Annotated in this window: 24 protein-coding genes; 10 read left to right on the top strand and 14 right to left on the bottom strand. The window is 41.9% G+C overall.

Annotated features, from left to right (window positions below):
• The first annotated feature begins 319 nt into the window (after positions 1–319).
• Together Q4591_RS09655 and Q4591_RS09650 are read left to right on the top strand one after the other, a co-directional pair.
• Complete coding sequence (locus tag Q4591_RS09655; protein ID WP_102438386.1) at positions 320–694, top strand: PH domain-containing protein; 375 nt, start codon at positions 320–322, stop codon at positions 692–694.
• Between the two features lie 154 nt (positions 695–848).
• Complete coding sequence (locus Q4591_RS09650; protein WP_303460782.1) at positions 849–1022, top strand: YbaM family protein; 174 nt, start codon at positions 849–851, stop codon at positions 1020–1022.
• A gap of 43 nt (positions 1023–1065) precedes the next feature.
• Here the strand turns inward: Q4591_RS09650 and Q4591_RS09645 are convergent, their stop codons facing one another.
• Entirely contained in the window at positions 1066–2685 is a 1620-nt protein-coding gene (locus tag Q4591_RS09645) for a methyl-accepting chemotaxis protein (protein ID WP_303460779.1), read from the bottom strand.
• 500 nt (positions 2686–3185) lie between these two features.
• On the opposite strand from Q4591_RS09645, the gene Q4591_RS09640 reads away from it, so the two are divergent.
• On the top strand, positions 3186–3857 hold the full coding sequence (locus Q4591_RS09640) for a nitroreductase family protein (protein WP_303460776.1): 672 nt from the start codon (positions 3186–3188) through the stop codon (positions 3855–3857).
• On the opposite strand, the gene Q4591_RS09635 is transcribed toward Q4591_RS09640, so the two are convergent.
• Positions 3858–4073: a TIGR02450 family Trp-rich protein gene (locus Q4591_RS09635; RefSeq protein WP_102438391.1), complete on the bottom strand. Its 216-nt coding sequence runs from the start codon at positions 4071–4073 to the stop codon at positions 3858–3860.
• A gap of 1299 nt (positions 4074–5372) precedes the next feature.
• Here Q4591_RS09635 and Q4591_RS09630 point away from each other — a divergent pair.
• The 4 genes from Q4591_RS09630 (at position 5373) to Q4591_RS09615 (ending at position 7150) form a co-directional block, all read left to right on the top strand.
• A complete protein-coding gene (locus tag Q4591_RS09630; protein WP_102520836.1) occupies positions 5373–5864 on the top strand; it encodes a hypothetical protein in 492 nt (163 codons plus the stop codon).
• Positions 5864–6325, top strand: coding sequence for a DUF3024 domain-containing protein (locus Q4591_RS09625; RefSeq protein WP_303460771.1), 462 nt, complete (start codon positions 5864–5866; stop codon positions 6323–6325). The genes Q4591_RS09630 and Q4591_RS09625 overlap by 1 nt, the downstream gene beginning before the upstream one ends.
• Before the next feature lie 120 nt (positions 6326–6445).
• Positions 6446–6679: a hypothetical protein gene (locus Q4591_RS09620; RefSeq protein WP_303460768.1), complete on the top strand. Its 234-nt coding sequence runs from the start codon at positions 6446–6448 to the stop codon at positions 6677–6679.
• Positions 6680–7150, top strand: coding sequence for a hypothetical protein (locus Q4591_RS09615; RefSeq protein WP_102532010.1), 471 nt, complete (start codon positions 6680–6682; stop codon positions 7148–7150). It begins immediately after the preceding gene.
• A gap of 168 nt (positions 7151–7318) precedes the next feature.
• Here Q4591_RS09615 and Q4591_RS09610 read toward each other — a convergent pair whose 3' ends face one another.
• From Q4591_RS09610 to Q4591_RS09600, 3 genes are all read right to left on the bottom strand, one after another.
• On the bottom strand, positions 7319–7918 hold the full coding sequence (locus Q4591_RS09610; protein WP_303460764.1) for an HAD family hydrolase: 600 nt from the start codon (positions 7916–7918) through the stop codon (positions 7319–7321).
• 92 nt (positions 7919–8010) lie between these two features.
• Positions 8011–8574, bottom strand: coding sequence for a CIA30 family protein (locus Q4591_RS09605; protein ID WP_303460762.1), 564 nt, complete (start codon positions 8572–8574; stop codon positions 8011–8013).
• A 180-nt stretch (positions 8575–8754) separates the two neighbouring features.
• Positions 8755–10131 (bottom strand): DUF4397 domain-containing protein, encoded by a 1377-nt coding sequence (locus Q4591_RS09600; protein ID WP_303460760.1) that lies wholly within the window; start codon positions 10129–10131, stop codon positions 8755–8757.
• 212 nt (positions 10132–10343) lie between these two features.
• Between Q4591_RS09600 and Q4591_RS09595 the strand changes: the two genes are divergently transcribed.
• A complete protein-coding gene (locus Q4591_RS09595) occupies positions 10344–11642 on the top strand; it encodes an endonuclease/exonuclease/phosphatase family protein (protein ID WP_303460757.1) in 1299 nt (432 codons plus the stop codon).
• A 91-nt stretch (positions 11643–11733) separates the two neighbouring features.
• Here Q4591_RS09595 and pepN read toward each other — a convergent pair whose 3' ends face one another.
• From pepN to Q4591_RS09565, 6 genes are all read right to left on the bottom strand, one after another.
• A complete protein-coding gene (gene pepN, locus Q4591_RS09590) occupies positions 11734–14367 on the bottom strand; it encodes an aminopeptidase N (protein WP_303460755.1) in 2634 nt (877 codons plus the stop codon).
• A gap of 97 nt (positions 14368–14464) precedes the next feature.
• Positions 14465–15058, bottom strand: coding sequence for a penicillin-binding protein activator LpoB (gene lpoB, locus Q4591_RS09585; RefSeq protein WP_175609517.1), 594 nt, complete (start codon positions 15056–15058; stop codon positions 14465–14467).
• Between the two features lie 68 nt (positions 15059–15126).
• Complete coding sequence (locus tag Q4591_RS09580) at positions 15127–16494, bottom strand: COG3014 family protein (protein WP_102438410.1); 1368 nt, start codon at positions 16492–16494, stop codon at positions 15127–15129.
• Complete coding sequence (gene def, locus Q4591_RS09575) at positions 16494–17030, bottom strand: peptide deformylase (protein WP_303460753.1); 537 nt, start codon at positions 17028–17030, stop codon at positions 16494–16496. The genes Q4591_RS09580 and def overlap by 1 nt, the downstream gene beginning before the upstream one ends.
• Positions 17031–17164: 134 nt before the next feature.
• Complete coding sequence (locus tag Q4591_RS09570) at positions 17165–17377, bottom strand: SlyX family protein (RefSeq protein ID WP_076540726.1); 213 nt, start codon at positions 17375–17377, stop codon at positions 17165–17167.
• A gap of 21 nt (positions 17378–17398) precedes the next feature.
• Positions 17399–18364, bottom strand: coding sequence for a WD40 repeat domain-containing protein (locus tag Q4591_RS09565; RefSeq protein WP_102438414.1), 966 nt, complete (start codon positions 18362–18364; stop codon positions 17399–17401).
• A gap of 150 nt (positions 18365–18514) precedes the next feature.
• Between Q4591_RS09565 and fkpA the strand changes: the two genes are divergently transcribed.
• Positions 18515–19267: an FKBP-type peptidyl-prolyl cis-trans isomerase gene (gene fkpA, locus Q4591_RS09560; RefSeq protein WP_102438416.1), complete on the top strand. Its 753-nt coding sequence runs from the start codon at positions 18515–18517 to the stop codon at positions 19265–19267.
• A 55-nt stretch (positions 19268–19322) separates the two neighbouring features.
• Here fkpA and Q4591_RS09555 read toward each other — a convergent pair whose 3' ends face one another.
• Positions 19323–20291: a zinc transporter ZntB gene (locus tag Q4591_RS09555; protein ID WP_303460749.1), complete on the bottom strand. Its 969-nt coding sequence runs from the start codon at positions 20289–20291 to the stop codon at positions 19323–19325.
• Between the two features lie 257 nt (positions 20292–20548).
• Between Q4591_RS09555 and Q4591_RS09550 the strand changes: the two genes are divergently transcribed.
• Positions 20549–20920: a YacL family protein gene (locus tag Q4591_RS09550; protein WP_102438420.1), complete on the top strand. Its 372-nt coding sequence runs from the start codon at positions 20549–20551 to the stop codon at positions 20918–20920.
• A gap of 137 nt (positions 20921–21057) precedes the next feature.
• Here Q4591_RS09550 and Q4591_RS09545 read toward each other — a convergent pair whose 3' ends face one another.
• Positions 21058–21687, bottom strand: a complete 630-nt coding sequence (locus Q4591_RS09545; protein ID WP_102438422.1) for a response regulator — start codon at positions 21685–21687, stop codon at positions 21058–21060.
• Positions 21680–23416 carry a nitrate/nitrite two-component system sensor histidine kinase NarQ gene (gene narQ / locus Q4591_RS09540; protein WP_303460747.1) on the bottom strand — a complete coding sequence of 579 codons (1737 nt, stop codon included), beginning with the start codon at positions 23414–23416 and terminating at the stop codon, positions 21680–21682. Before narQ ends, Q4591_RS09545 begins: the two co-directional genes overlap by 8 nt.
• Positions 23417–23555 lie beyond the last annotated feature (139 nt).

The following is a 23555-nucleotide window of genomic DNA, read 5'->3' as shown; positions in this document are numbered from 1 at the left end:
GCAGGGTTATTAGTCCATAGCAGCTGCTATTGAACATTTATAAGTATTGGTTTTAGCATGGAATAAGCTTGTTAATACGGCTCAAAATAAGTGCGCAAAAGCGCTGCTGCATAGGTAGTTGAATAGGTAGTTGCATAGGTAATTGCATTGGTAATTGCAGGGTTATTAGTCCATAGCAGCTGCTATTGAACATTTATAAGTATTGGTTTTAGCATGGAATAAGCTTGTTAATATCATCAAGATAGCGCAGTATTTTGTGGCATAAATATAATGAATAAGCTGACCATTCAGTTTGAAAACATAAAAACAGGGAGACGTTATGGGATTATTTGATGCGATATTAGGTAACTCGTCAGAAGTTGATTTAGCAGAATTAGAGCAAGAGCTTGCGCCAATTTTGGCTGACAATGAGTCAGTGCATCTGGGTTATAAATTGATCCGCGATATGTTTGTGTTCACCGACAAACGGCTTATTTTAATCGACAAACAAGGCATGACGGGCAAAAAGGTGAGTTATCATTCAATTGCTTATAAATCGATGACTCACTTTATTGTTGAAACCGCAGGTACCTTTGATATGGATGCCGAGCTGAAAATTTATATTTCAGGCACAGAGCAACCCATAGTTAAAGAGCTAAAAAAAGGCACTGATGTGGTGGGCATTCAAAAAGCCATTGCTAACTTTTCACTTTAATTGCGAGTTAATGTGTTTTATAACAAAGCTGCCAGCTAAAGTCTTACCATAAACCGCAGGCCAACAACAATTACTGAGTTAACATTTCGGCTGAGCCATAGCGCAATCATTATGTGCGTATGGTTAGGCCTACTTTACATATTGGATAACGCAAATGACCACAGAAACTCCGCAACCATCAGCCTTGAATGATGCGCCTAAAGCCATTCAACTTGCGGTCGATTTAATTCAGTTACTTGAAGAAAATAAAATAGATACCACAACGGCGATTGAAGCATTACAAATCACCTTAGCTGATTTCAAAACAAAGCAGCAACAGGGCGTGTAGAACACCCTGTATCGCTGCTTTATCTGTTATTCATTTGAGGCGATTAAATCGTAAATTTAGCAATGTTTTTATCAACTTGCTCTGACAGTAATTTCACATTTTCACTCTCATGGCTGGTTTGCTCACTTGCTTGACCTGTTTCCAGTGAAATATTACTAATGTTGACCATAGCGCGAGCTACTTCATCAGAAACCGCTGATTGCTCAGTCGTTGCCGAAGAAATTTGTTCAGTCATTTGGTTAATGTTATCTACATGCTGTACCACTAATTTTAAGTTTTGATCCGTTCTAGCCGCAGCCTCTATGGTTTGATCAGTGGCTTCTTTACCTGCATTCATGCTGCTGGCTGCACTTTGAGCTAAGTGTTGTAGGGTCTCAATGATTTTGCTGATTTCCACAGTCGAGTTTTGAGTACTATGGGCTAAGCTTCTAACTTCATCTGCAACCACTGCAAAACCGCGACCAGCTTCACCAGCACGAGCAGCTTCTATCGCCGCGTTTAAGGCGAGTAAGTTTGTTTGATCTGAAATGCTAGTAATCACATTAAGAACCTGGGCAATTTCTGCGGATCCCTGCTTAAGCTCATCGACAACCGCGCTGGCTTCATCAATTCTATGGGAGGTGTTATTTATTAATGTGATGGTATCTGCAACCATATCACTTGCGCCATTAATCATGTCGCTGGCTTCTGCAGTGGCACTCGCAGCGTTAAGGGTGTTACCTTCAACCTCTTTGATTGTCACAGACATTTGCTCAATAGCACTGACTACCGTTTGGATTTCACCCGTTTGATCTGAAACACTTCGATTAGTTTGTGCCGCAATAACAGAGAGCCCTTCTGATGCGCTCGACAGTGTTTTAGATGAGACATTTAAGCTATCGAGTAGCTGATGAAACTGACTTAACATCGCATTGATTGATTTACTTAGCTGACCCAGCTCATCATGCTCTTTGTCAATCACAATACGTTGTGTCATATCACCTTGCTCTGCTTTTAGCATCACCGCTTGAATATTATTAATCGGTCCCGTTATCGCTTTAATAATGAAAAATGAAATACTGAGCAAGATAGCCAGAATAACACCGACAACTAACGCCATCGTCATCATTGTTTTGTTTGCTGTCTCATTAATATCGCTAATATAAATACCCGTTCCCACCACTAAATCCCATGGCTGAAACATTAATGAGTAAGATAACTTGGGTTCAGGTTTACCATTGGCAACGCGTTTAAAGTCATATTCAACAAAGCCGCGATTATCACGATTTCGGGTGCCATCCAAAATCTCTTGATACAGGTAGCCGCCATCATTGTCTTGAACATGGGCAATATTAACCGCTACTTTTGCGCCTTTTTGGGATGCGCGAAGGATCATGTCGGAAGTGAATGCGAAGAAATAACCGTCATGACCATAACTGAGGTTTTGTAGGGTAAGGTAAAAGTCTTGCTTTGCCTCATCAACTGAAAGCTCCCCGGTTTGCACTTTTTGATAAACCGATTTAAGAAGACTTTCTACCGATTCGACTTGTACTTGTAGTTGGACCTTTTTGGCTTCGAGCATTTTCTGCTCGACTAAATCGATACCTTTATATCCAACAGCTATAATGGCGAATAATGAAATGAAGACGAAGAAACTGATCTTATGCTTGATGGTAAAATTCATGTAAACCTTTAATTTTTATTATCGTGTTTTATTTGAATCTGCTTAACGGTTCTGTAGCTGGTAACTTCCATTTTAAAAATGTGTTAATTTTGCGTTCCAAATAAAAAGTTGGTTGTGATTACGCTGTTGGTGTGAGGTTTTTGTTTGCCAACTTGAGTAAAAGGGTTGCTGATTATGCCCAAGAGTTAGCAGCATTAAAATAAAAATGATCGCCAGCTAAGGAGTTCGAGCCATTGTGCTGGTCGGATGTGTGCTGCTAGCATTTTTGACTTTTAATGGTTGAGTTTGCAGTTGTAAATATACAATGTAAGCTGGTGCTTTATGCATCACAGGCCGCCGCCAGCTTGCTTTATAGCCATATGATTAAGCCCTTATATTCTAAAGAGCTTTAGCGGCTACTTGCTCATGAAGCTATAACGATGGTTAACGGACGATAAATTGATAAGACGATAAATAGAACAAGACTCAAACTGTGCTAACTAAAATAATAAGGAACAGATATGACCGAAGCTCACTTACCACTGACCGATTTCATCGAATATAGCCAAGCAGAGATGATTGTACGGGCGCAGCAAAACTATCAAAATGTAAAACGCCGTCATTCGATACGTAAGTTCTCTGATAGAGCGGTTCCTCAGCAGGTCATTGAGCAATGTATTTTAGCGGCAGGAACCGCGCCAAATGGCGCCAATCATCAGCCGTGGCACTTTGTCGCCATCAGTAACCCTGAGATTAAAGCGCAAATTCGCCAGCAAGCTGAAGCCATCGAACAAGCATTTTATGCCGGTCGCGGCGGTGAAGAGTGGCTCGATAATTTAAAGCCATTAGGCACTAATGCCAGCAAACCTTATCTAGAAACCGCCCCTTGGTTAATTGCGGTGTTTTCTAAAAAACGCAGCGAAGATAATGGTGAGCAAAAGCAGAATTATTACGTGCATGAGTCGGTAGGCATCGCCACAGGTTTTTTAATTCAGGCGCTGCACAATGCAGGCCTTGGCACCTTAACTCACACTCCCAAACCTATGTCGTTTTTAAGTAAAGTATGTGGCCGAGATAATGACAATGAGCGCCCCTATATGCTGATTGTGGCTGGTTATCCTGATGAGAATGCTACGATACCAGAGCATGCTTTACACAAGAAACCGTTAACTGAGATTTGTGATTTTTTATGATTACTTCCAGCCTTGTAACCACTGGCTGGTTTGTTTTAACTCGCGCCAATTGATAGCAAATTCTTGACCGTTTAGCTCAGCTCTAATTAAGCATTCAATCACGTTTTGTTGTTCATCAAAACTGACTTTAGTGACCGAAAAGTGTTTTAGTTTTTCGGTCACATTGACCTTTGTCCATTTACTATGAAGTAACTTTTTTGGGTGTAATGGGTTCATTCATTTCTCCTAGTTGGTGGTCTATATCTCATCTGATTGTTTATTTACCTCATTACGTTATTACGTTGAATCGGGTTAAAAGGTTCAGCTATAGAAGGGTTCTGCTTCCAAATTCTGTTTGGATTAACATTGTGGTTTTTTCACATTCACACTTGCCCTCAATTTATTTTGCCATGTAAAAATCAAAGTCGTGGCGCTTCGCCCACACCAGAGTCAAGGGGGAAACTGCTTGTCCCCCTTAACAATCCCTCAGCCCCCGACGAAAAATGCTGAAAAGCGCATAATTTTCGACGGGGATTGATCCAGCTTCTGACTTCGTTTGTTGCTAACTTCGGCCCCTGTTTATTATAAAGAGTGAAAATGCTAACGCTTCCGATGGTGAGTCTGAAGTAAATGGATTTACAAATGTCACGGTGGCATGGATGCTAAGGAGTGACCCTGCACCGCGAAAGCTATGCTCACATTCATGTGAGCATCACGCTATTTTCTCTGCGTCCTCAATTCAAATTGAGTCGGAGGCAAATAGATCTTCAACTCTTGAGCTTTTACTTGCCGCAATATATGAGGCTAAATCGAAGATATGAAAATTCCGGTGTAAGCGCAGCTGTGACCGTCCATGACATGGCGAAGTTTCACAGTGTGAAACGTTCTGAGCTAGAGGCATGGATGCCGAACTGGCCGTTTAACAAGGATGTTATTTGTTTTGGCAGAGCTTTCAGGGACCTTTTGATTTATATAAAGAATGCAGCGTGTCACAGTAGTGCTTGCACATAAGGTCGCTCTTTCACATCTGACCCATAGGTACTTGGGAAATGTCATGATGATGTCGGGAACATCATTGACCATGTGATCGCGACATTTGTATATCCTATACATCACCTGCGGTAGGCAATTGGTTAGATTGAAGTAATGGCCTGCTGTAACGGGGCCAATATAAATGAAGTTTAAAGCTTAATATCACTGTGTATTAACGCAGTTATATTAATCCTCTAAGAATTTTTCATTATTATCGAAGCCAAAATCAGGTCAATTGGCATCGATAAATTTGAGGTTGAAAGTTTAACTTATATATTTCATGGGTTTATGTTATTCATATTGAGTAACAATGGACCCGATAAATGTTCAGGCTCAACTTTGCGGAGTGATTAACCTTAATGCGGCCAATAAAGTAGGTGTTAGTTCTTTTATATCAGTAAGTTACATGATAAATTGAATTCAAAATTAATTATAAGCAGGGATTTATCCGAGACGCTGGATAATAAGCTGTTATGTGCCAGTTAAAGTTGGAGGACACGGATAATGTCAGATAAAAGTTTAAACGCGCGGATATCCTCCTACAAAAAGGCACTCGCCAGTGGAGAAATCCAGGAAACCTACCAAAGGTTGGTCGGTATTGTTCAAAACCTTCGAACTGAATTCTCTAAAAAGTACAAAGGAGAGTTCTCGGTAGCAAGCGTATTGCATGGTTACATAGACGTAACGTACTTCTATTTGCAAAATGATTATCTAAAAAGGAACAAGCTTAAGTTTGCGATTGTGTTTAACCACCAGCAGGCACACTTCGAACTGTGGCTTCTAGGACAAACGAAAGATGTGCAAATTCGTTATTGGGAGAAGCTAAAGGGTGTACCGTGGGTCAATCATGAAGCAATGCCTGAATATTCAATTTTCGAAGTTACGCTTCTAGCTGATCCAGATTTCGACAATATTACAGGGCTATCTGAATCTGTTAACATTGCATTTGGCGCATTATCACAAGAAATATTCAGCACGCTGGAGGCACACGAGTAATGGCAAATAACAAGGCCAATCACTGCGACAACTTTTTCGTTGCGGCTCCGCCTTCACTAAAAAGCTGCGCGTGTTGGCGGCGTTATACGTCATTCAGAGAGATGAGTTTTATTATGGCAATCAGTGAGTTTGAAATAAAGCGTTGTGAGAAAGAGTTAGATAAGTTTATTGATGAGCATCGGCCTCCTGTTCATGTAAGAGACCAGCTTGATATTAGTTATCAAATTGAAAATCAAAGCGTTGTGCTATTTGAAATTAGAGCTAACTTTAGAAATCCATCGGAAAAATTAGATATTCCGATTGCGAAAGCTACATATGTGAAAACGCAAAAAGTGTGGAAGATCTATTGGCAAAAATCTGATCTTAAATGGCATGTATATGAACCTGTAGCAACAGTCAAACATCTAGAAGATTTCTTGAATGTTGTTGGTCAAAATGAGTACGATTGCTTTTTTAGTTAAACGTATAGCAAGGTAGTTATAACGGAACTAAAACAGTGGGTTACGCTTCGCTTTGCTACACATGTTAACCCGCAATTTTAGTCCGCTTATTGCGGCGTTACACGTACATTCGGAGTTGCCATGATCAAAACTGAAAGCATACAGATTCAATGTCCACAGTGTGGTGAAACTGAATTTGAACAACCTGATAATGTACAAGATGATGACTTTGTTAAATGTAATCATTGTAAATTTGAAATGATGCTGGCAGAGCTTAAAGAGGTAGGTATTGAGCAAGCTAAGGAAGTCATTATTCCAGAAGCTAAAAAAGAAATTGAAAATATGTTAAAGAAAGCGTTCAAGGGGTTTAAATAAATGAGCAAATACGAAATTATAAGTAGTCTTGTTTCATTACTGGCTATAGTGGTTTCTTCAGTTTCATTAATCCGAACTCGTAAACTGGCTAAAGAACAACTAGAACTAGAAAGGGTCACTGCTGAGCTTTCTAAGCTTCAAATTGAAAGTATCGAATTAGAAAAGGCTGACAAAATAAAGCCTAAATTTAATGTATCGTTAACTAAATTAGGAAAGTCATATTCTTTCTATATTTCCAATACAGGGCAAGGCTCTGCATTTGACGTCAGGTTTGAGCTTGTTGACTGTGAAAACAGTCCACTTTGTAGTGATGTAGAAGAGAAATTCCCACATCCAGAAATGAAGCCAAATACCAGAGTTAAGTTAATCGCTGCAATATGCTTAGGCTCTCCATTAAAATACCAAGCAAAGATTACATGGAAAGACTTAGAAAAAGAAAGCCATGAGGAACTTTTTTGGGTCACTGTATAGTACGTGTAGTAAGGTGTTTAAATTGAACTAAAACAGCGGGTTACGTTTAGCTTTGCTACGCATTTAAACCCTCTGTTTTAGTCCGCTTAGTGCGGCGTTACTAACCCACTTTTTGTCCAAAAAAAGTTACAAACCAATCCCAATCATGCCCCTAAAGTAGCGAGTTAACTAGCTATTAGACGCCAAAATCGCGTGTTGTAATTGTCGTAAATCATTCACAATAAAATCAGCCTGAGATTGATAATCAGGCTGCTTATTGTGGTTGATAAACACCGACTTCATCCCTGCATTTTTCGCCGCTTGAATATCATATAAATAATCGCCCACATAAATCAGTGACGCAGGGTCTAAATCCCAAGTGGTGGCGATGGCCAGCAGTGCATCTGGGGCGGGTTTGGCGGGATAACATTCGCGGGTTAATACCAGTTCGAGATTGATATTATTTTGCCTAAGCTTGGTGGCCGTGGCCGCTTTACTGTTGCGGGTAACAATGGCGCTGGGCAAACTTAACTGTTCAATGCTGCTGAGTAATTCATGCATATGCGGCAAGGCTTTGGCATTCGTGGCATCTTGTGTTTCATGGGCCAAGATAATTTGGTTGGCTCTATCTCGCAAAGGCGGATGGGTAATATCGGCGACAAAATCCAGTAGGTCAACATCGCATGGGCAACCTAATTCCTGTTTTATTTGGCTAAAATCCAGTGCTGATTCAACCAAGGTGCCATCTAAATCAAAAATGACGCCTTTAATGCCGGCCAAACTTTTCATTGCTAATCCTTGCAGTCAAAAATAGGGTGTTGATGGGCGATAGCCTTTCGCGCTCATGCTCTGATTCTACTCAGCTTGTGCTTAGCTTTTGCTTATATGTGGCTATCAAATACCAGCGTATCTAAGGTAATACTAAATGGGCCTTGCTGCTTGGCGGCGATCAGTAAACCAATGCGGCTGATATCAGCAAATTTTAACGCTGGCGCGCTGATATTTCTACCCCGAAAACGTGGCAGAAAATCTGTCACGGTAAATGTGTGTTCACTCCATTGCCCCGCTTGCGTATCAAAGTCGGCGGCATAGGCTTCACCAAAACTCAGTTTGGCGGTTTTTAGGCGTAATTGATAGCGTTTACCGTCACCAAAGACCCTAAGGGTAATACGGTCACTATAAGGGGCTGTTTGACGTAATTGAAACTCTATCGAGGCAAAGCCGCCATTATTATCTAGCGAGACATTACCGCTAAATACGGCATTTTGGCCTTGTTGAGAGTCAAGCTGACTTGCCGATAATCCGCCCATTACCGTGTCATTACTTATTCTGCCCTCTTTGACATGATTGGGGTTATCAAACTGAATTTCCATGGCGAAAGCCTTTATGCTGAGTAAATGAAATAACACCAAAGTGACAATATAAAGCGGAAATAACTTTAGCATAATGCTGTGCCTCAAGGTTGTTTAGCTGGCATTTAAGTTGAGTTATGGTTTTGATTGATGATTTTAGTAAAAAAAGCGACTTATCTGGGTAAGGGATAAGTCGCAAAAGGTAACGCAGGGACGGGTAAATCGTGTTTAATCAATACTCATACTGGGTAGATATCAGTATTGAATTGGTTGTTACTCTTCTTCGGCAACAAAGTCATCCATTAGAATAACTGAAAACATAGAAGTGTCATTTTCTGCATCCACTGCAGCAACGCTGTATAGCCCATTTGCAGCTAAGCTCACTGGCAGTGGACCAATGGCAACAGTTTTAGTACCTGTTACAGTGACGCTTACGGTGTAATCACCTGGGGCAACACTTAAACTACCTGACGCTGCTTTAAATGGTACATCTGTTAGCGCAGGCTCTGATGCACTGATGTCGGCTGTAGGGGTGAGGTAAACATCGACATTACCCGCTGAGTACGAAGCGTGGATGACGTTTAATCTAGCTTCAGTTGCAATGCGGCGAGTGTGCTCGGCAAAGGCCCAAGGGCTAATGTCGTTGTCAGATAAAGAGCCGACAGCGAGCACTGAGTAGCTGGCACCTAGCATTAAATCGACTTCGGCATCTTTAATCACTTCAACTGAGTTATCAGCATCAGCTGCCACAGTGACTGTGTGCATGCCTTCTGGGATGTTGACGTAACCTGCAAATTGACCAAACGATAGCATGTCAATGGCGGGAGTCATGCTGCCATCAAGAAACACATCAACAGCAGGTGCGTCTGCTACGGCATGGACTGCACGGATGTCGCTACCACTGCTCACATCATTTAAAAGTACTTGTGCATCTGGTAATGCCACTAACAGCGCGACAGGTGAGTCTCCTGACCATTCATTTGGGATTGCCGAAATGAAGTAATCATTACCTGCGGCTAAATTGACTGTGCCTGAATCAAACACCACGGTTTTGTCACCATTTGGGGTAATTCGAATTTGATAATCAGCGGTCGGCACTTCAAGCTGATCACTGTTATCCATGTAATTGGCCGATAAGGTTGGCTCCATCATGGCGATGTCTGCCATTGGCTCGGTAACGTAAATATCCACTAAACCCACATCAGGAGCAGCATGTAATACTTGCACTCGGGCATTGTCTGCGGTGATATCGGCTTTTTCATTGGCAACCAATTTGAGCATCAAGTTTTCATCGCTGACGTTACCTAAAGCAACGGCGGTATATTCCATATCTGCAGCGGCGGCTAAGTCGGCTGACAATACCGTTGTAGTGGTGCCATCTGCAAGCTTTGCATCTACGGTAATGGCGTAGGTTGAGGCTTCAACTTCTAACAAACCACTTGAAACGGCGTAATCGACATCGGCTAATAACTGAGCGCCATCGGCAGTGACATTAACCATAGGCGCATCGCTTGATGCGTGAATAACGCGTACTTGGGCATATTCAATATTGGGGGTTTCTTCAATAACAATTTTGTCATCGTCATCATCTGAACAAGCGGTTAGGGCGATTAGTGAAAAGCACAGAGCAAGGGAGTATTTCCGTTTCATCTTTATATCCTCAAATTCATTTTGTCGTATTGTCATGTCGATGGGTAATACGGCACTTGCTAATTTAGGATCATGTTTTTATTTAATCTTTAAACACAATTGTTGGTTTTAGAGATTCTAATAGGGTGATTTTTAGTCGGTATGACAAACATCGACATAGGGGTGAATAGGGGATAATCTGTAGTCTTAATCGGTGTTGTAAGGTGTCGCGTGTGAGTTTAAAAAGCCGTCAAAATACTCTGAATAAAGCTCTTAAAAATAATCTAGAAAAAGATCTGCAAAAGGATCAAAATAATGATCTGTTACTGCCAATAGCGGCAGATGTCGCTGCTGAAATCGACGCTGACATTCCCCCTAAAGTTGCACAAAAAACGCCACGTCAGTATCGGGTAGCCTCGTTTAATTTATTCAACTTTATCGAGCCACCTGCAGCTTATTATGATTTTGAAAATATTTATTCCCATCAGCAGTGGCAAAAAAAATGTCGCTGGTTAACTGACTATCTCACTGAGCAGCAACCTGACATGATTGGTTTTCAAGAAGTCTTTAGCCCCGATGCTTTAAAAGCATTATTGCTCCCTTTAGGCTATGACTATTTTGCGGTATTAGATGAGCCCACCTTAGTCAGTGACTATGTTTATCAAAGCCCTGTAGTGGCGCTGGCTTCTAAATTTCCGATAACCGAAACTGCCTTAATCAGCGTTGATAAATCACTATTGCCACTGATGGGCATTGCCAGTGATTTTAGCTTTAGCCGCCAACCGTTACTGGCAAGGGTAAACATACCTCACTTTGGTGAGTGTGAGTGTTATGTGGTGCATTTAAAGTCTAAACGCAGTGGCATGGGTATCGACACTTTAGCCGATACTGGCATGACTGGCGGCGCTGATATTATGGCCAGACAAGCCCTTGGTACATGGGCATCGAATATGCAAAGGGGCAGTGAAGCGGCATTACTATTTTATGAAATTGCCAAACGCCGCCAGGCTAATCAGCTGCCGGTGTTATTAATGGGTGATTTTAATGATTCATTGCAAAGCACAGCACTGGAGGCTTTTAGGGCTAACAGCAAGCGAGTGTTTAGAAGCGATATTATCGATCCAAACCTTAAAGTATTGAATGACGTTAATCTTAAAGCTGAGTTTGAACGCTTTAGTTTATTTGATAGTTATGAATTGTTTCAAGCAGGGCAAAAGCTCAATGCCACCTTAGCCCAAGATGAATATGAATCTAGTGTTAATGCAGATGAATCGACTAGCGACATTGATGATGCACCAGCGCCTGATTTACATAAGCATGATAGGCCAGCAACCCATTATTATGGCAATACTGGCTCGGTATTAGATTATATTTTGGCAAGCTGTGAGTTTGATGCCGCTCACCCACGCAATTTAGCGGAAGTGAGTGGTTATCAAACTTACGATAGGCACTTAGTTAGGCCAGAATATGAGCGTGACAGTGATAGTACTGATCACGCGCCTATTATGATGACCTTTAGGGTTAGGCGCTAGGCTAACGTGAGTTCAAAAAGCTAGCGCGAGTTCAAAAAGCTAGTGCTAGTTCAAAAAGCTAGTGCTAGTTCAAAAAGCTAGCGCTCGCTTATTATCTTGCTAAGGCCTCACTCATGCTGACACAGGTTTGTTCCTGTTGGCGGGCTTCTAACAGTGCCCGCCGAGTCATTTTCGATAATCCCGTTTGGGTATTTAACACTTCAGATAAAGCTTCAATATTGGCATTGGTGCAGTCCATGGGGATTAATGCTCGGTTGTAAGCGCGCATAAATACCGGGCCTTTTTTATCAATCTCACTTAGCGTATCTAAACGCTGCTCCGCAGTAGCGGCGCTCAGTAATTTTTGTTCGCTTGGGTAAAGATGATCCATGGCGATACGGGCTTTGGCAAAGGGCAGTCGGCTGTCATCTTGTATCTTGTGTAGCCATTGACGTTTAAGGCTAGCTTGAGGGCGAGACACTTCTGCGGCAATGGCAGATTTTTGGCCACTGTCGCTGTTATCTTGTTGTTTTTCGTTTGCCAGCAACGCCGCGCTATTAGGGTAATCATAGCGATTTAATTGAATGATTATTTTCCAACGTAAATCCTGACTGATAGTTAACCCTTTAATCGGCGCAATGCCAGCCAAGATATCGGCTAAGTGCCCAAGGGCGGCATTGTCGCTGGCTAAGCTAATATAAGCATCAAACCAGCGGCGCTGAAAATCAGCATCGTCGTGGTGCTCCATGGTCATGCGTAAACTCATTTGTGTTAGCGCTTTGCTGACTTTAGTGGCATAAGATTTATGGTTAGGCGCCATGCTATGAAGGTTTTTTTGCACCTCTGTTAAGTAGCCAATGACTTGGCCTAAAATGGTGTAGTCTTTTTCTAATGGGGCATTAACTAAGGCGACATTAATAAACTGCTTTAATGAGGTGTGGCCATCGCTAACACTGTCCCACATGCTTTGCCATAACATTGACCGCAGTAATGGGTCACTGACCTTAGCTAACTGCTGCTTTACCGTGTTAAACGAGCGCTGATCTAACTCAACCTTTACAAAGCCCCAATCATCAAAATTTGGGTAAACCAAGTCTGGGCAATACTCGCCTACAAGTTCAGGTACCTCGGTAATGGCGCCTTTATAAGTGACCGCTACCGTGGTGCTATGGTGAATAAAATGCCGCGCTGCTCTAAATAATGCCACTTGTACTTTTTGTTCTCGCAGGGTGGCAAAGTCTTCACTTGGGGCGCTTTGTAGCAATGAAAACTTGCTGATGCGATGGTCTTTACATTGGTATTGGGCTGTTAAGGTGTTAACCCCAGCTTGGTACAGCCACTCTTGTGTCCACTGGCTTAAGTCGCGATTACTGGCTTTGGCAAGGCTATTAATAAAATCCGCTAACTGGGCATTTTGATAACTGTATGTTTTAAGGTATTGCTGCACACCTTGTTGGAATGTCTCAGCGCCCAGTAAATGGCGTAATTGCATTAACACCGACGCGCCTTTTGAATAGGTAATAGCATCAATATTATCAAAGGCATTATTGCTACTGGCCACAGGCACTTCGATGGGGTGAGTGGTCACTAGGCTATCTTGCTGATACGCCTTTAGCTTGCCACTGGCGTAAAAGCTGCGCCAAGCGTGGTTAAATTCGGTGGCTTCGCTGGTGGCCAAGGTGCCCATAAAGGAGGCAAAGCTTTCGTTGAGCCATAAGCCATTCCACCATTTCATGGTCACTAAATTGCCAAACCACTGGTGCGCCATTTCATGCATGATAACCCCAGCTAACCGCTGCCTTTGGGCGGCGGTCATGGTGTCTTTTACCATAAAGCGGCTTTCTGAGTAGGTAATAGCGCCAGCATTCTCCATCGCGCCATAGAGAAAATCAGGCACTAATAATTGGTCGTACTTTTTAAAAGGGTAGTCAATACCAAAGTAATCATCGAAGAAGCTGAGGCCTTGCTTGGTGTAAGTAAACCAATCTTGATAGTTAACTTGCTCAGCCACAGATTGGCGGGCAAATAAACGCATGGGGTATTTGCCTGAGTTATCTTGCCACACATGATAAGGCCCAGCATGCATTGAGAAGTTATAAGGGCTCAGTTTTGGCGTCGCTGGGAAAGTCCAAATTTTGCTGTCGCCAAGATCTTCAATATGGGTTTCAGCCATGGTGCTTATCACCTGCCAGCTTGGCGGCGCTTCAACAGTAATTTGAAAGCTGGCTTTTAAATCGGGTTGGTCAAACACGGCAAACATTTGCTGGGCAGCAGCGGGTTCAAAATGGGAATACAAATATACCTTGCCATCAACGGGGTCTTCAAAGCGATGCAAGCCCTCGCCATTGGTACTGTGCTCGCGGCTGTAGCTTATCTCAATGGTGTTTTTGCCACTTGATAAAAGCAGCGGGTTAATGGTGAGGTATGCGCCATTGTAGTTAGGGTAAAGGCTTTTGCCATTAATCAATAATTTGCTGATATTGGCTTGGTTTAAGTCGATGGTTAATGCTTCCGCTGTGCTTGCAAGGCTAAAATCTATTTTGCTAATGGCCTCAAAACGGGTATCACCAGTGAGGGTAAAACTGAGTTGGTAATCTACCTCTGACACCACATTTGAGCGAGCTTTAGCTTGGCCCTGAGTGATGTTCGCGCTGCCATCTCGGGGTTTGATATTGGGCGCGGTGGCATTACAGGCAAATAAACTGGAGCAGACCAGTGCAATAAGCGCAGACTTAAACGAGTTCACAAATTCTTCCCTAACCTAATTTGATGTTTTTATTATTGTTATTTTTGCTATAAAAAAGCCGACGTGACGTCGGCTTATGATTGTAAATCGAATAGGCTTACATGCCTAAGAAAGACTTCGATTTTACTTTACGGATTTCTTTTTCATCAGACCATTCAATTAAGCCTGTTTCAAGGTCCATAAGACGCATGGTCATTTTATAGTAAACATCTTTAGTGCTGCCATCTTGTTTTACTATGCTAGAAAGATTGCCGTATAGCATGTATTGCGCGCCCACTTGGCGGCCAAACTTAATCGCAGTTGATGGGTCGACCATGCCAGCATTGTTTTGGTAATCAAGCTGCTTGCGCACTGAATCGACTTTGGTCATGTCAATAAAGCGGAACTTACCTGAGCGTAATAGCTTGTTACTGATGGTGTCAGTGACTGATTCAGTGTCGATGTGCTCTGAGGTTTTATTTTTAATTTTATCAACGAAAATAATTGGGCGATCGTTTTGGGTCATTACGATCACTGGTGGGAAGGTTAACATGCTGTCGACCATTTTGGCGGCAATGACTTGTAGATCCGTTGAACCGAAGTTTTCATTCACGGTTTCTACTTCTGTGGCATCGCCATACTCAACCTTAGATTGACACGCTGATAGCCCAATAACCGCAGCTAAAACAAAAATCAGTTTAAAATGTTTCATAGTAAGTTCCATGTTAGATAAAAGGTAAAGTTGTTGTTTTTAAAAAGTCGCGTTAAATAGGAGTCGTATTAAATTATTATTGAATAAAAACGGGTTTGATTGCCAGTTTCTATTACCCAAATTAAGGTGGCCCGATTAGCGTGAACATTAATGGTCGCAGCTGGGCTGTTACCTAGGCTGACTTGATAGGCGCCTGGCTCAATATATTGGCGCGCTATTTGCGCTTGCCTTGGCAGCGTTAGCCAACTTCTTCTGTCTGCTTGCTCAGTTACCACATTGAATATTTGCATTAATATGGCGGCGGCATCGGCTTCATTATTACGGCGTTTACTGCCACTTTCGACGCTGCGAGTAAACTCTGATTTAGTATAGACCCGCGCGGCTTGTCGAACCAATGCGCCGGGTAAATCTTCTTTTAAGGCATTAATGGCTAAGGCATCGATATTGGCAATGGGCTCAGCTTTTAGCACTGTGCCAAAACCTTGAATGATTGAGGGCGGGATCACTTGGTTATAGGGCTGGTAAGTGGCTAATGACACCGTTTGCCAGTTGCCATGAATTGTAAACGGCACGGTCAGGCTTTGTTTTTCGGGGACAAAGCCACGTTCAACCACCATCACCACCTGACCTTGGCCTTGTTTAGGTAAAATGGCATCTCCCCAACGGCGTTTGAATTCATCATATTGCGGCATTGAAAGTTGCTTGGCTAACCTGACTAAATCTTGTTGGAGGTATTTATTATTCGGGCTTATTTGAGCCGCTTTACGGTAATCAATATAGGCATCATTGGGCTCGCCGAGTAATTCATGTAGTAAACCTGTGGTGTAATAGCTGTAGGCATTTAAAAAGGAGCTGGTGACAGTGCCAGCCGCTGAGCCTAATTTATTTAATTCGCTATCAATGGTGCCATTAGCCATGGCTTGCACTGATTTTTGCGATTTTTGGTAGCGCGCCTGCTCACTGCTTTGCAGCTCATTACTGCGGCGCACTTCAATTAACGCCCCTTGGGGATCGCCGGCAAATAAATAGTTAAAGGCTTGGTATTGATGCACCATAATGCGCTCATAGCCTGGGCCGCGATATGGAATGGCATTGTCGTTTAATACTAGGCTACTGGCGGTGGCGGTTAAGTCTGAGGCGCTAATAACGGCTCTGTCATCAAAGGCTTGATAGGCTTTGATGGCTTGTTGGTAATAATTTTTACTGGCATCAAAATCACCCGATATTTGCGCTACTCGGCCAGCTTCTTGGGCGTAAAGTAGGCCATCATTGGTATCAATTTCACCGGCCAACTCATTAAGTTTGGCGCTGGGTGTTGGGCCACTGAGTTGCTGTTTAATCGGCGCAATTTGCGAAGGGTAGTTAATCAGCACACTATTATAAGCGCAGCCTGATAACAGGATTGGCAATAGGAAAATACTGCTCAGTGCTTTCATTAGCATACGTCCTGCAACCGTGATTTTTCTTGGTCGAAGGCCTGTTGCTGATCTGGCATTTTTATCCTTTCTAGCAAAGTAATACCTTGTAAATGATCAAATTCATGTTGAAAAATGCGGGCATCAAAGCCGCTCAACTGTTGTGTTACCCACTTACCGCTTAAGGTTTGGTATTCCACGTTAATGTGTTTATGCCGATAGACGCTAACACGCTGGTTATCGATTGATAAGCATCCCTCTGTAGCCGCTTCCACCTCTAACGAACTGCTAATTATTTGTGGGTTGATAACTATGGTTGCTTGGCTTGTGGGTATTGAGGGATAGCGCGCATTTGGCCTTGAATGCATAATAAATACCGCTTTATTACTAAACACTTGTGGCGCAGCGATCCCGACTCCATTGGCTGCCAACATAGTAGCCATCATATCGTCGGTTAGCTGAACCAGAGCTTGATCAAAAGTAACAACGGGCTGAGTTTGGTGAGTTAAAATAGCGGCACCGGTTTTAGCAATCGTTAGAATGTTACTTTCTAGCATATAATCCCTTACTGAAAATTCAGCTTGATAACATCAAGCGAATTCTTGACTCTTTAATGTTAATAATAAAGCGACCACGTTATCTAAAAGCTAGCTCATAGCGGCTTAGCTCATCATGGCTTATATAGCATAGATTAATAATGTGGCGGTGGTGTTTCATCTGCTTGAGAAGCCATATTACTGGGTTCAATCGCTTGTAGTTTATTGACGATTAATGACAATTGATGTTGCTGAAACGCAACAAGGTCATTTAATTTAATCACTTCTTGATTGAGATCTTCAATGGTTGCTTCTTGAAAAGCGACTTTCATTTCTAAATCATCAATTTTTTGATGTACATCTTGCATTAATCTTCTCCAAACATGGCACTATTTTAAGTTGCCCCATGTTTCTACTAAACCTTGATTACTGATACTGATGATGTTTTGATTTTCATCACTTGCAATAGAGTATACAACGGCACCTCTATTTTGGCTGTTTTTCGTCAGCTGAATTTGCCTTGTTGTTTGTTTTTTACCAGTTTTTGTATCCCATAATATAATTTCTTTGGAAGGTGAGCCTGTTATTAGCTGTTTATCTTGATGAATAAACCTGGCACTACTAAAGGTCATTTGGCGTCGGTTTATGGCCAATTGCGATTGCTGTGCGCCAGTGTCATTGTGATAGATATAGGCATGACCTTTAATATCACTGACAAAACTCAAGCTGCCGCGCTGATTCAATTGTACTTTACTAAGGCGTGACTCAAGTTGCCATTGCTGAATCGGTTGGCCTGTTTGTGCTTGCCACAAGATAACAGAGCCATCATTGGAGCCTGTTAGTGCCCGCTGGCCATCAGCGGAAATTGACACGCTTGAAACGCGCTCATTATGGCCCAAAAATTTAATCAGATTTTTTTCTGGTGCCAATGACATTACTGAGCCATCAATTAATCCCACTAGGGTTTGGGCATTATTAGCAATGGCCACCGATTGTGCTGATGCGGGCAAGGACCACCAGCCAATGGATTTACCACTTTGGATATTCCAAATCACTAATGAGCTATTAGATAATGTCGCGGCATAATGCGCATTGGCAGAGATCGCTGTATCAAAGACGCTATTATCGCTTTCGCTAGCACTATTGCCATGCTGCCAATGGTATTTTAGCTGGTTAGCCTTGAGATCCCACCATAAAATCCCATTACTTGCTGTACTAACAAGTGCATATTGGCCATCTTCAGATAAGCTGGCGCTGTAACTGGCATCATCAGTGACGCTAAAGACGTGTGTGGCAGAGGGATGACAACCTATGAGTAAGCAAATGCAAAATATCAGCATTATGATCCTAACCATGAACTTACTCCCATAAATGTTGTCTCATTGGCGTTGATATGACTTACGGCCATTGCTAAAAACACTTTAATTAGTATAAAGTGGCCAAATATATACAAATTTTACATTTAAAGGTTATTGTAACCGCTTAAGAGTGCTGAGGAAGCTTTAATGAAATCTATTTACAAATTATCGTTAGTTGCATTGGCTGTTGTTGGTCTAACTGCGTGTAATCAAGAGCAAGAAGTTGTTGCTAAAAAAGTTGAATTAACAACGGATGCACAAAAAGAAGCTTACAGTGTTGGTGGTTCTATTGGCCGTTACATGGCGGGTCATATTACTGAACAAGAAGAGTTAGGGTTTGCAGTTGATAGAACTTTAGTTATCCAAGGTTTTAGCGATGGTTTAGCTGATACGCTAGAGTTAACTGAAGAAGAGATGCAAGTGGTTCTTCAAGGTTTAGACACTAAATTAAACGAAAAGCGTACTGAGCAAGCTGCATTATTAGCCAGCAAAGCGGTTGAAGAAGGTAAAAAGTTCCTTGAAACCAACAAAGCTAAAGAAGGCGTAGTAACCACAGAATCTGGTTTACAGTACGAAGTACTTGAAGCGGGTGCAGGTGACACTCCAGTTGCTGAAGACACGGTTGAAGTACACTATAAAGGTACTTTGATTGACGGTACTGAGTTTGATAGCTCATACAGCCGTGGTGAGCCAGCTAAGTTCCCACTAAACCGCGTTATTCCTGGTTGGACTGAAGGTGTTCAATTAATGCCTGTTGGTGCTAAGTACAAGTTCGTTATCCCATCAGAACTTGCTTACGGCGAACGTGATACTGGTACTATCCCAGCTAATTCAACCTTAGTATTTGAAGTTGAATTGCTGTCTATCGAAAAAGCACAAGCGGCACCAGCTGCGCAGTAATTTTTCGAATAATAAAAAAGGACGCCAAGCGTCCTTTTTTATTGTCTGAAAATCACTACAACCATTTAAAGCGATAAAATAGCCACATTTGCAGCGCAATAATGGCAAACAGTCCTGCACAAAATAAGCTGAACGCTAAATGGCTATCAGTACCAGGTATGCCGCCAATATTGACCCCAAGCAAGCCCGTTAAAAAGCCCAATGGTAAAAATATTGCTGAGATCAGTGACAGAAAATAAAGCCGTTTATTAAGCTGCTCAGATTGCACTGATTGCAGCTGCTCTTGAGTGACGCTGGCTCTATCACGCACCGCATCTAAATCCTCAATGACCCGAATGAGCACTTCATTAATTTCTCTAATGCGAAGCTTATGCTCAGTATTAAAGAGCAAGTGGCTGTCATTAAGTAGCCGCGAAAAAGCATCCCGTTGGGGCGAAAAGTATCGCCGTAAAATAACCGTTTGCTTACGCAGATCAGCAATATCGGAGCGTAAAGTTTGGCTGTTATGCTCAGACACCTGCTCATCAAGATTATCTAGTTCATCTTCAAGATTATGGATGAGTTCTACTTTTCTGTGGGTTAAACGTTCACATAAAGAGATAAGAAAATCAGCACTAGAATCAATAGAACCAGGTGAGCTTATTATCTGTTGAGCAATATCTTTTACCGATTGTAGTGGCCGTTCACAGGTAGAGATTATCCGCTGTGGCTGGGCGAAAACGCGCATCGACACCATGTCTTCTGGCGCTGAATTGGGGTTAAGGTTAACTCCGCGTAAAGCCATTAATATACCATCTGCAGTGCTAAGAGCCCTTGGGCGAGTGTGCTCTGCCAGTAGGGTGTCTGTTTCAGTGGCGGGTAATTGGGCGTTGTTAATCCACGCTATGGCATCGGCTGCGCTATAACGCAGATGTAGCCACAATAAACCATCTGCAGGCTGCCATTGGTTAACTTGCTCAGGTGTTAAACTTTGACCAGCATTAGGACCTGATAACAATAAGCAATATATAAAACCTGATTCCATATGATTCCTTATACCTAGGCGGTATGGTGTATGGTTTAAAAGCGGATTTATCTTGTTGGTAATGCCTATCCTATCACTTAGCATTAAATATACCGCTAACTATTTAACCTACTTGCTAATGCCTTATTAAGGCATTTTAGATGCTGTAAGTTTAAATACCATTCGGGGTATTTTTAATTATTTACTGGCTGTAATTAAGCAGTTTGCATCAATATCAGTTAAAATAGACTTAATGCCTTATTTAATTGAGCTTTACCATGGAATATGAATTTCGCCGTAATAGTCTAGACGGCACCGTGTTTGCAGAATTCAGTATGGAGCATGCGATACTCGGACGATTTTTTGCTGAGCAACTTGGTACTGATAAATCCCAATGCCACGATATTTTGCAGCAAATTGAACAAATTAGGGCCAGCAAAAAAGCAGGCTGGTCGTGGCAAAGTAACGATTTGTCTATCGCGATTGACAGTGAGCAGGTGCGGATTTATACCAATGCCATTGATTTTGATGAAGACTTTGACTTGGAAGAGTCAATGAATATGTATGATGCAGAGTCAGAAGCCTTTTGTGGTTTAGAAGACTTTGAAAGTGCCTTAAAGAGTTGGGTTGAGTTTATCGCCAGAGCCTAGTTGATGTTTCGTCAGGCATCTTGACCTTATAGCTGTTTATTATTGCTTTAGAGATAAAAATGGATGATAGCCAGTGGCTGTCATCCATTTTTTATGGCCTAAACACTTTCAATGGGCACAAGTAGCTGCGACTGAAGTTAGTGGTTTAAGTATCTTACCGCCATTTCAGTTCTTGATTTAGCATTGGCTTTACGTAATAAGTTTTTCACGTGAACTTTTACCGTACCTTCACTGATATGTAAATCTTCAGCGACCACGCGGTTGCTTTTACCTTCGGCAAGCTCTTTGAGAATTTGCAATTCACGTGGGGTTAACGAGGCTATCCAAGTTTCATCATTATCAGCATTTTTCAGCTCATAAATGTATTCTTCGACCTCATCACTAATAACGCGATGGCCAAGCATGGCTTTTTTAAGCTGCTCTAATAATAAATCTGGCTCAGTATCTTTAAGTAAATAGCCGTCAGCGCCAGCGCGTAATAGCCGCACCACATCTTGTTTAGCATCAGACACGGTCAAGATCACAATACGAGCAGTGACTCCTTCTTGACGCATAGCATTTAAGGTATCTAAGCCTGACATGCCTTTCATATTAAGGTCGAGCAAAATAATATCAGGTTCGTCTTCACCTATTGCGGTTAATGCATCTAACCCCGTTCCGGCTTCACCAAATAGTTTAAAATCGCTATCTGAGGTTATTAACTGACAGATGCCACGCCGAAGTAGAGGGTGGTCATCAACTACGAGTACAGAATAAGGTTTACCCATTTAAAGGCTCCTGCTGGGGTGGAAATACGAGGGAAACAGTTGTGCCGCCCTGCGGATTATTGTCAAACTTTACCGTGCCGTGCAATTTAGTTGCACGCTCATGCATGATGCCGATGCCAAAATGTTGATCCCGCTCTTTTAAGTGAGAGACACCAATGCCGTCATCTTTTATGTTGATTTGTATCATACCAGAGTCTGCTAAAAAACAATCAATAACTATTTTATTTGGCTTGGCATGTTTTATGGCATTAATGGTTGCTTCACGCATTAAATGTAGCACATGAATATGCTGGCTTGAGGCAAATAGGTGCTGCGAAAGGCTATATTTAAGCTCAATGTTAATGCCAGATTGCTTACGTAACTCACTAATCATGACTTCAATGGCTTGGTTTAAATTAGGCTCTTTAATGGTTAAGCGGAAGGTGGATAATAGTTCTCGTAATTGACCGTATGCTACGCTAACACCTTCATTAATATCAGCTAACTGTGATGCTACTTTCTCAGTTTTATGTGCTGGTTGAATTTGTTTTCCTAATAAACTCACCTGAATTTTTAAATATGATAATAGCTGACCTAGAGAGTCGTGTAGCTCTCTGGCAATCACGGCGCGCTCTTCCATTAAAGCTAATTGCTGGCGCTCTTCGGTGGCATTATGGATCACAATAGAGCGGGTTAGCATCATAGCGAAATTGACAAATAACATGTTATTGATCGGCTTTAGAGAAAGAACTTCCAGATAACCTAAGGTTTTATTTTCCAGTTTAAGGTCAAACTTAACAGGGATTAGTTTGCTTTCTTTATTTAGGATATGTTCAGGTGATGGCCAGCCTGTATCAGCCTCAATGGTATCGATTGAATGGTCATCATGTTCGATAACAAGGCGTAAAAAATCAAGACTTTCAAATTGCTGCAGCTGGTTTAATGCTAAGCCCAATGCTTTGTAATCCAGTCTGTCAGCATGAAGCATAATTAAGTTGTCATATAAAAAACTCAACTCATTATTGGCGCGAGTTAAGGCAGTGGTTTTTTCATTTACTTGGCCTTCTAAGTCTTGATATAGCCTATCAAGCTCGGCGGCGGTCTTTTTGAAAGCGACCCCTAATGAGTGCAGCTCTATATAGTCTGTGGCTGGCACCTCAACGTTAAATTTTCCTTTAGATATTGAATTGGCCACATCCATTAATTGCAGTATCGGTTGCACCATCTTTTTGCGGGTATAGCGGGTCGCAAAACTTGCCACTATTAGCATTAAAAATAAACCGATTATTTGGCTTATAACTAATGCTCTGAGCTTAAATGCCGCAAACCGCTCCATTTCTAGCACCAGTAAATCAATAGTATCAACAAAGTCTTTTAGGGCAGCGGTATAGAGTGGTTTTTCATTATTTTCAATGAAATAAAGCATTTGTTGCCATTTATCAATGACCAATAAATATTGGTCTGAAAGTTCTTTCGGGCTATACCAAGCATTGGAGCGCTGTAGTGCTTCAGAGTCTAGGGTTTCTTCAAACTGATTTATTTTTTCATTCAATAACTGCGGTTCTCGCTCTAAAAATAACTTTAAGCGGTAACTTTGCATCCTTAATGAGCCGGAAGCATTAATGGCTCGGGCATCGCCAATACTAAATGAAAGATTAATAATTGAGTACACAGCTAGGCTGGAAGAAATAAAAATTAGTACTAACATTAGTCTTAATATTGTTGATGTGAGACTGCCTCGCTGCGCCATGAGTTACCCAACTTAAGTATATTATTGAACACAAAGTACTCAATTTTTTCATTGAGAGTCTTGTCATTATGTTAACAGAATAGCAAATATGTGACATACAACATATTAACACTTTGATCTAGCGCAAGCTTATTGCTTA

The organism is Shewanella sp. 3_MG-2023 (assembly GCF_030548765.1).
Lineage (GTDB): Bacteria > Pseudomonadota > Gammaproteobacteria > Enterobacterales > Shewanellaceae > Shewanella.
Note: the sequence above shows the minus strand (reverse complement) of the source record. Positions and strands in the feature narration are given on the sequence as shown.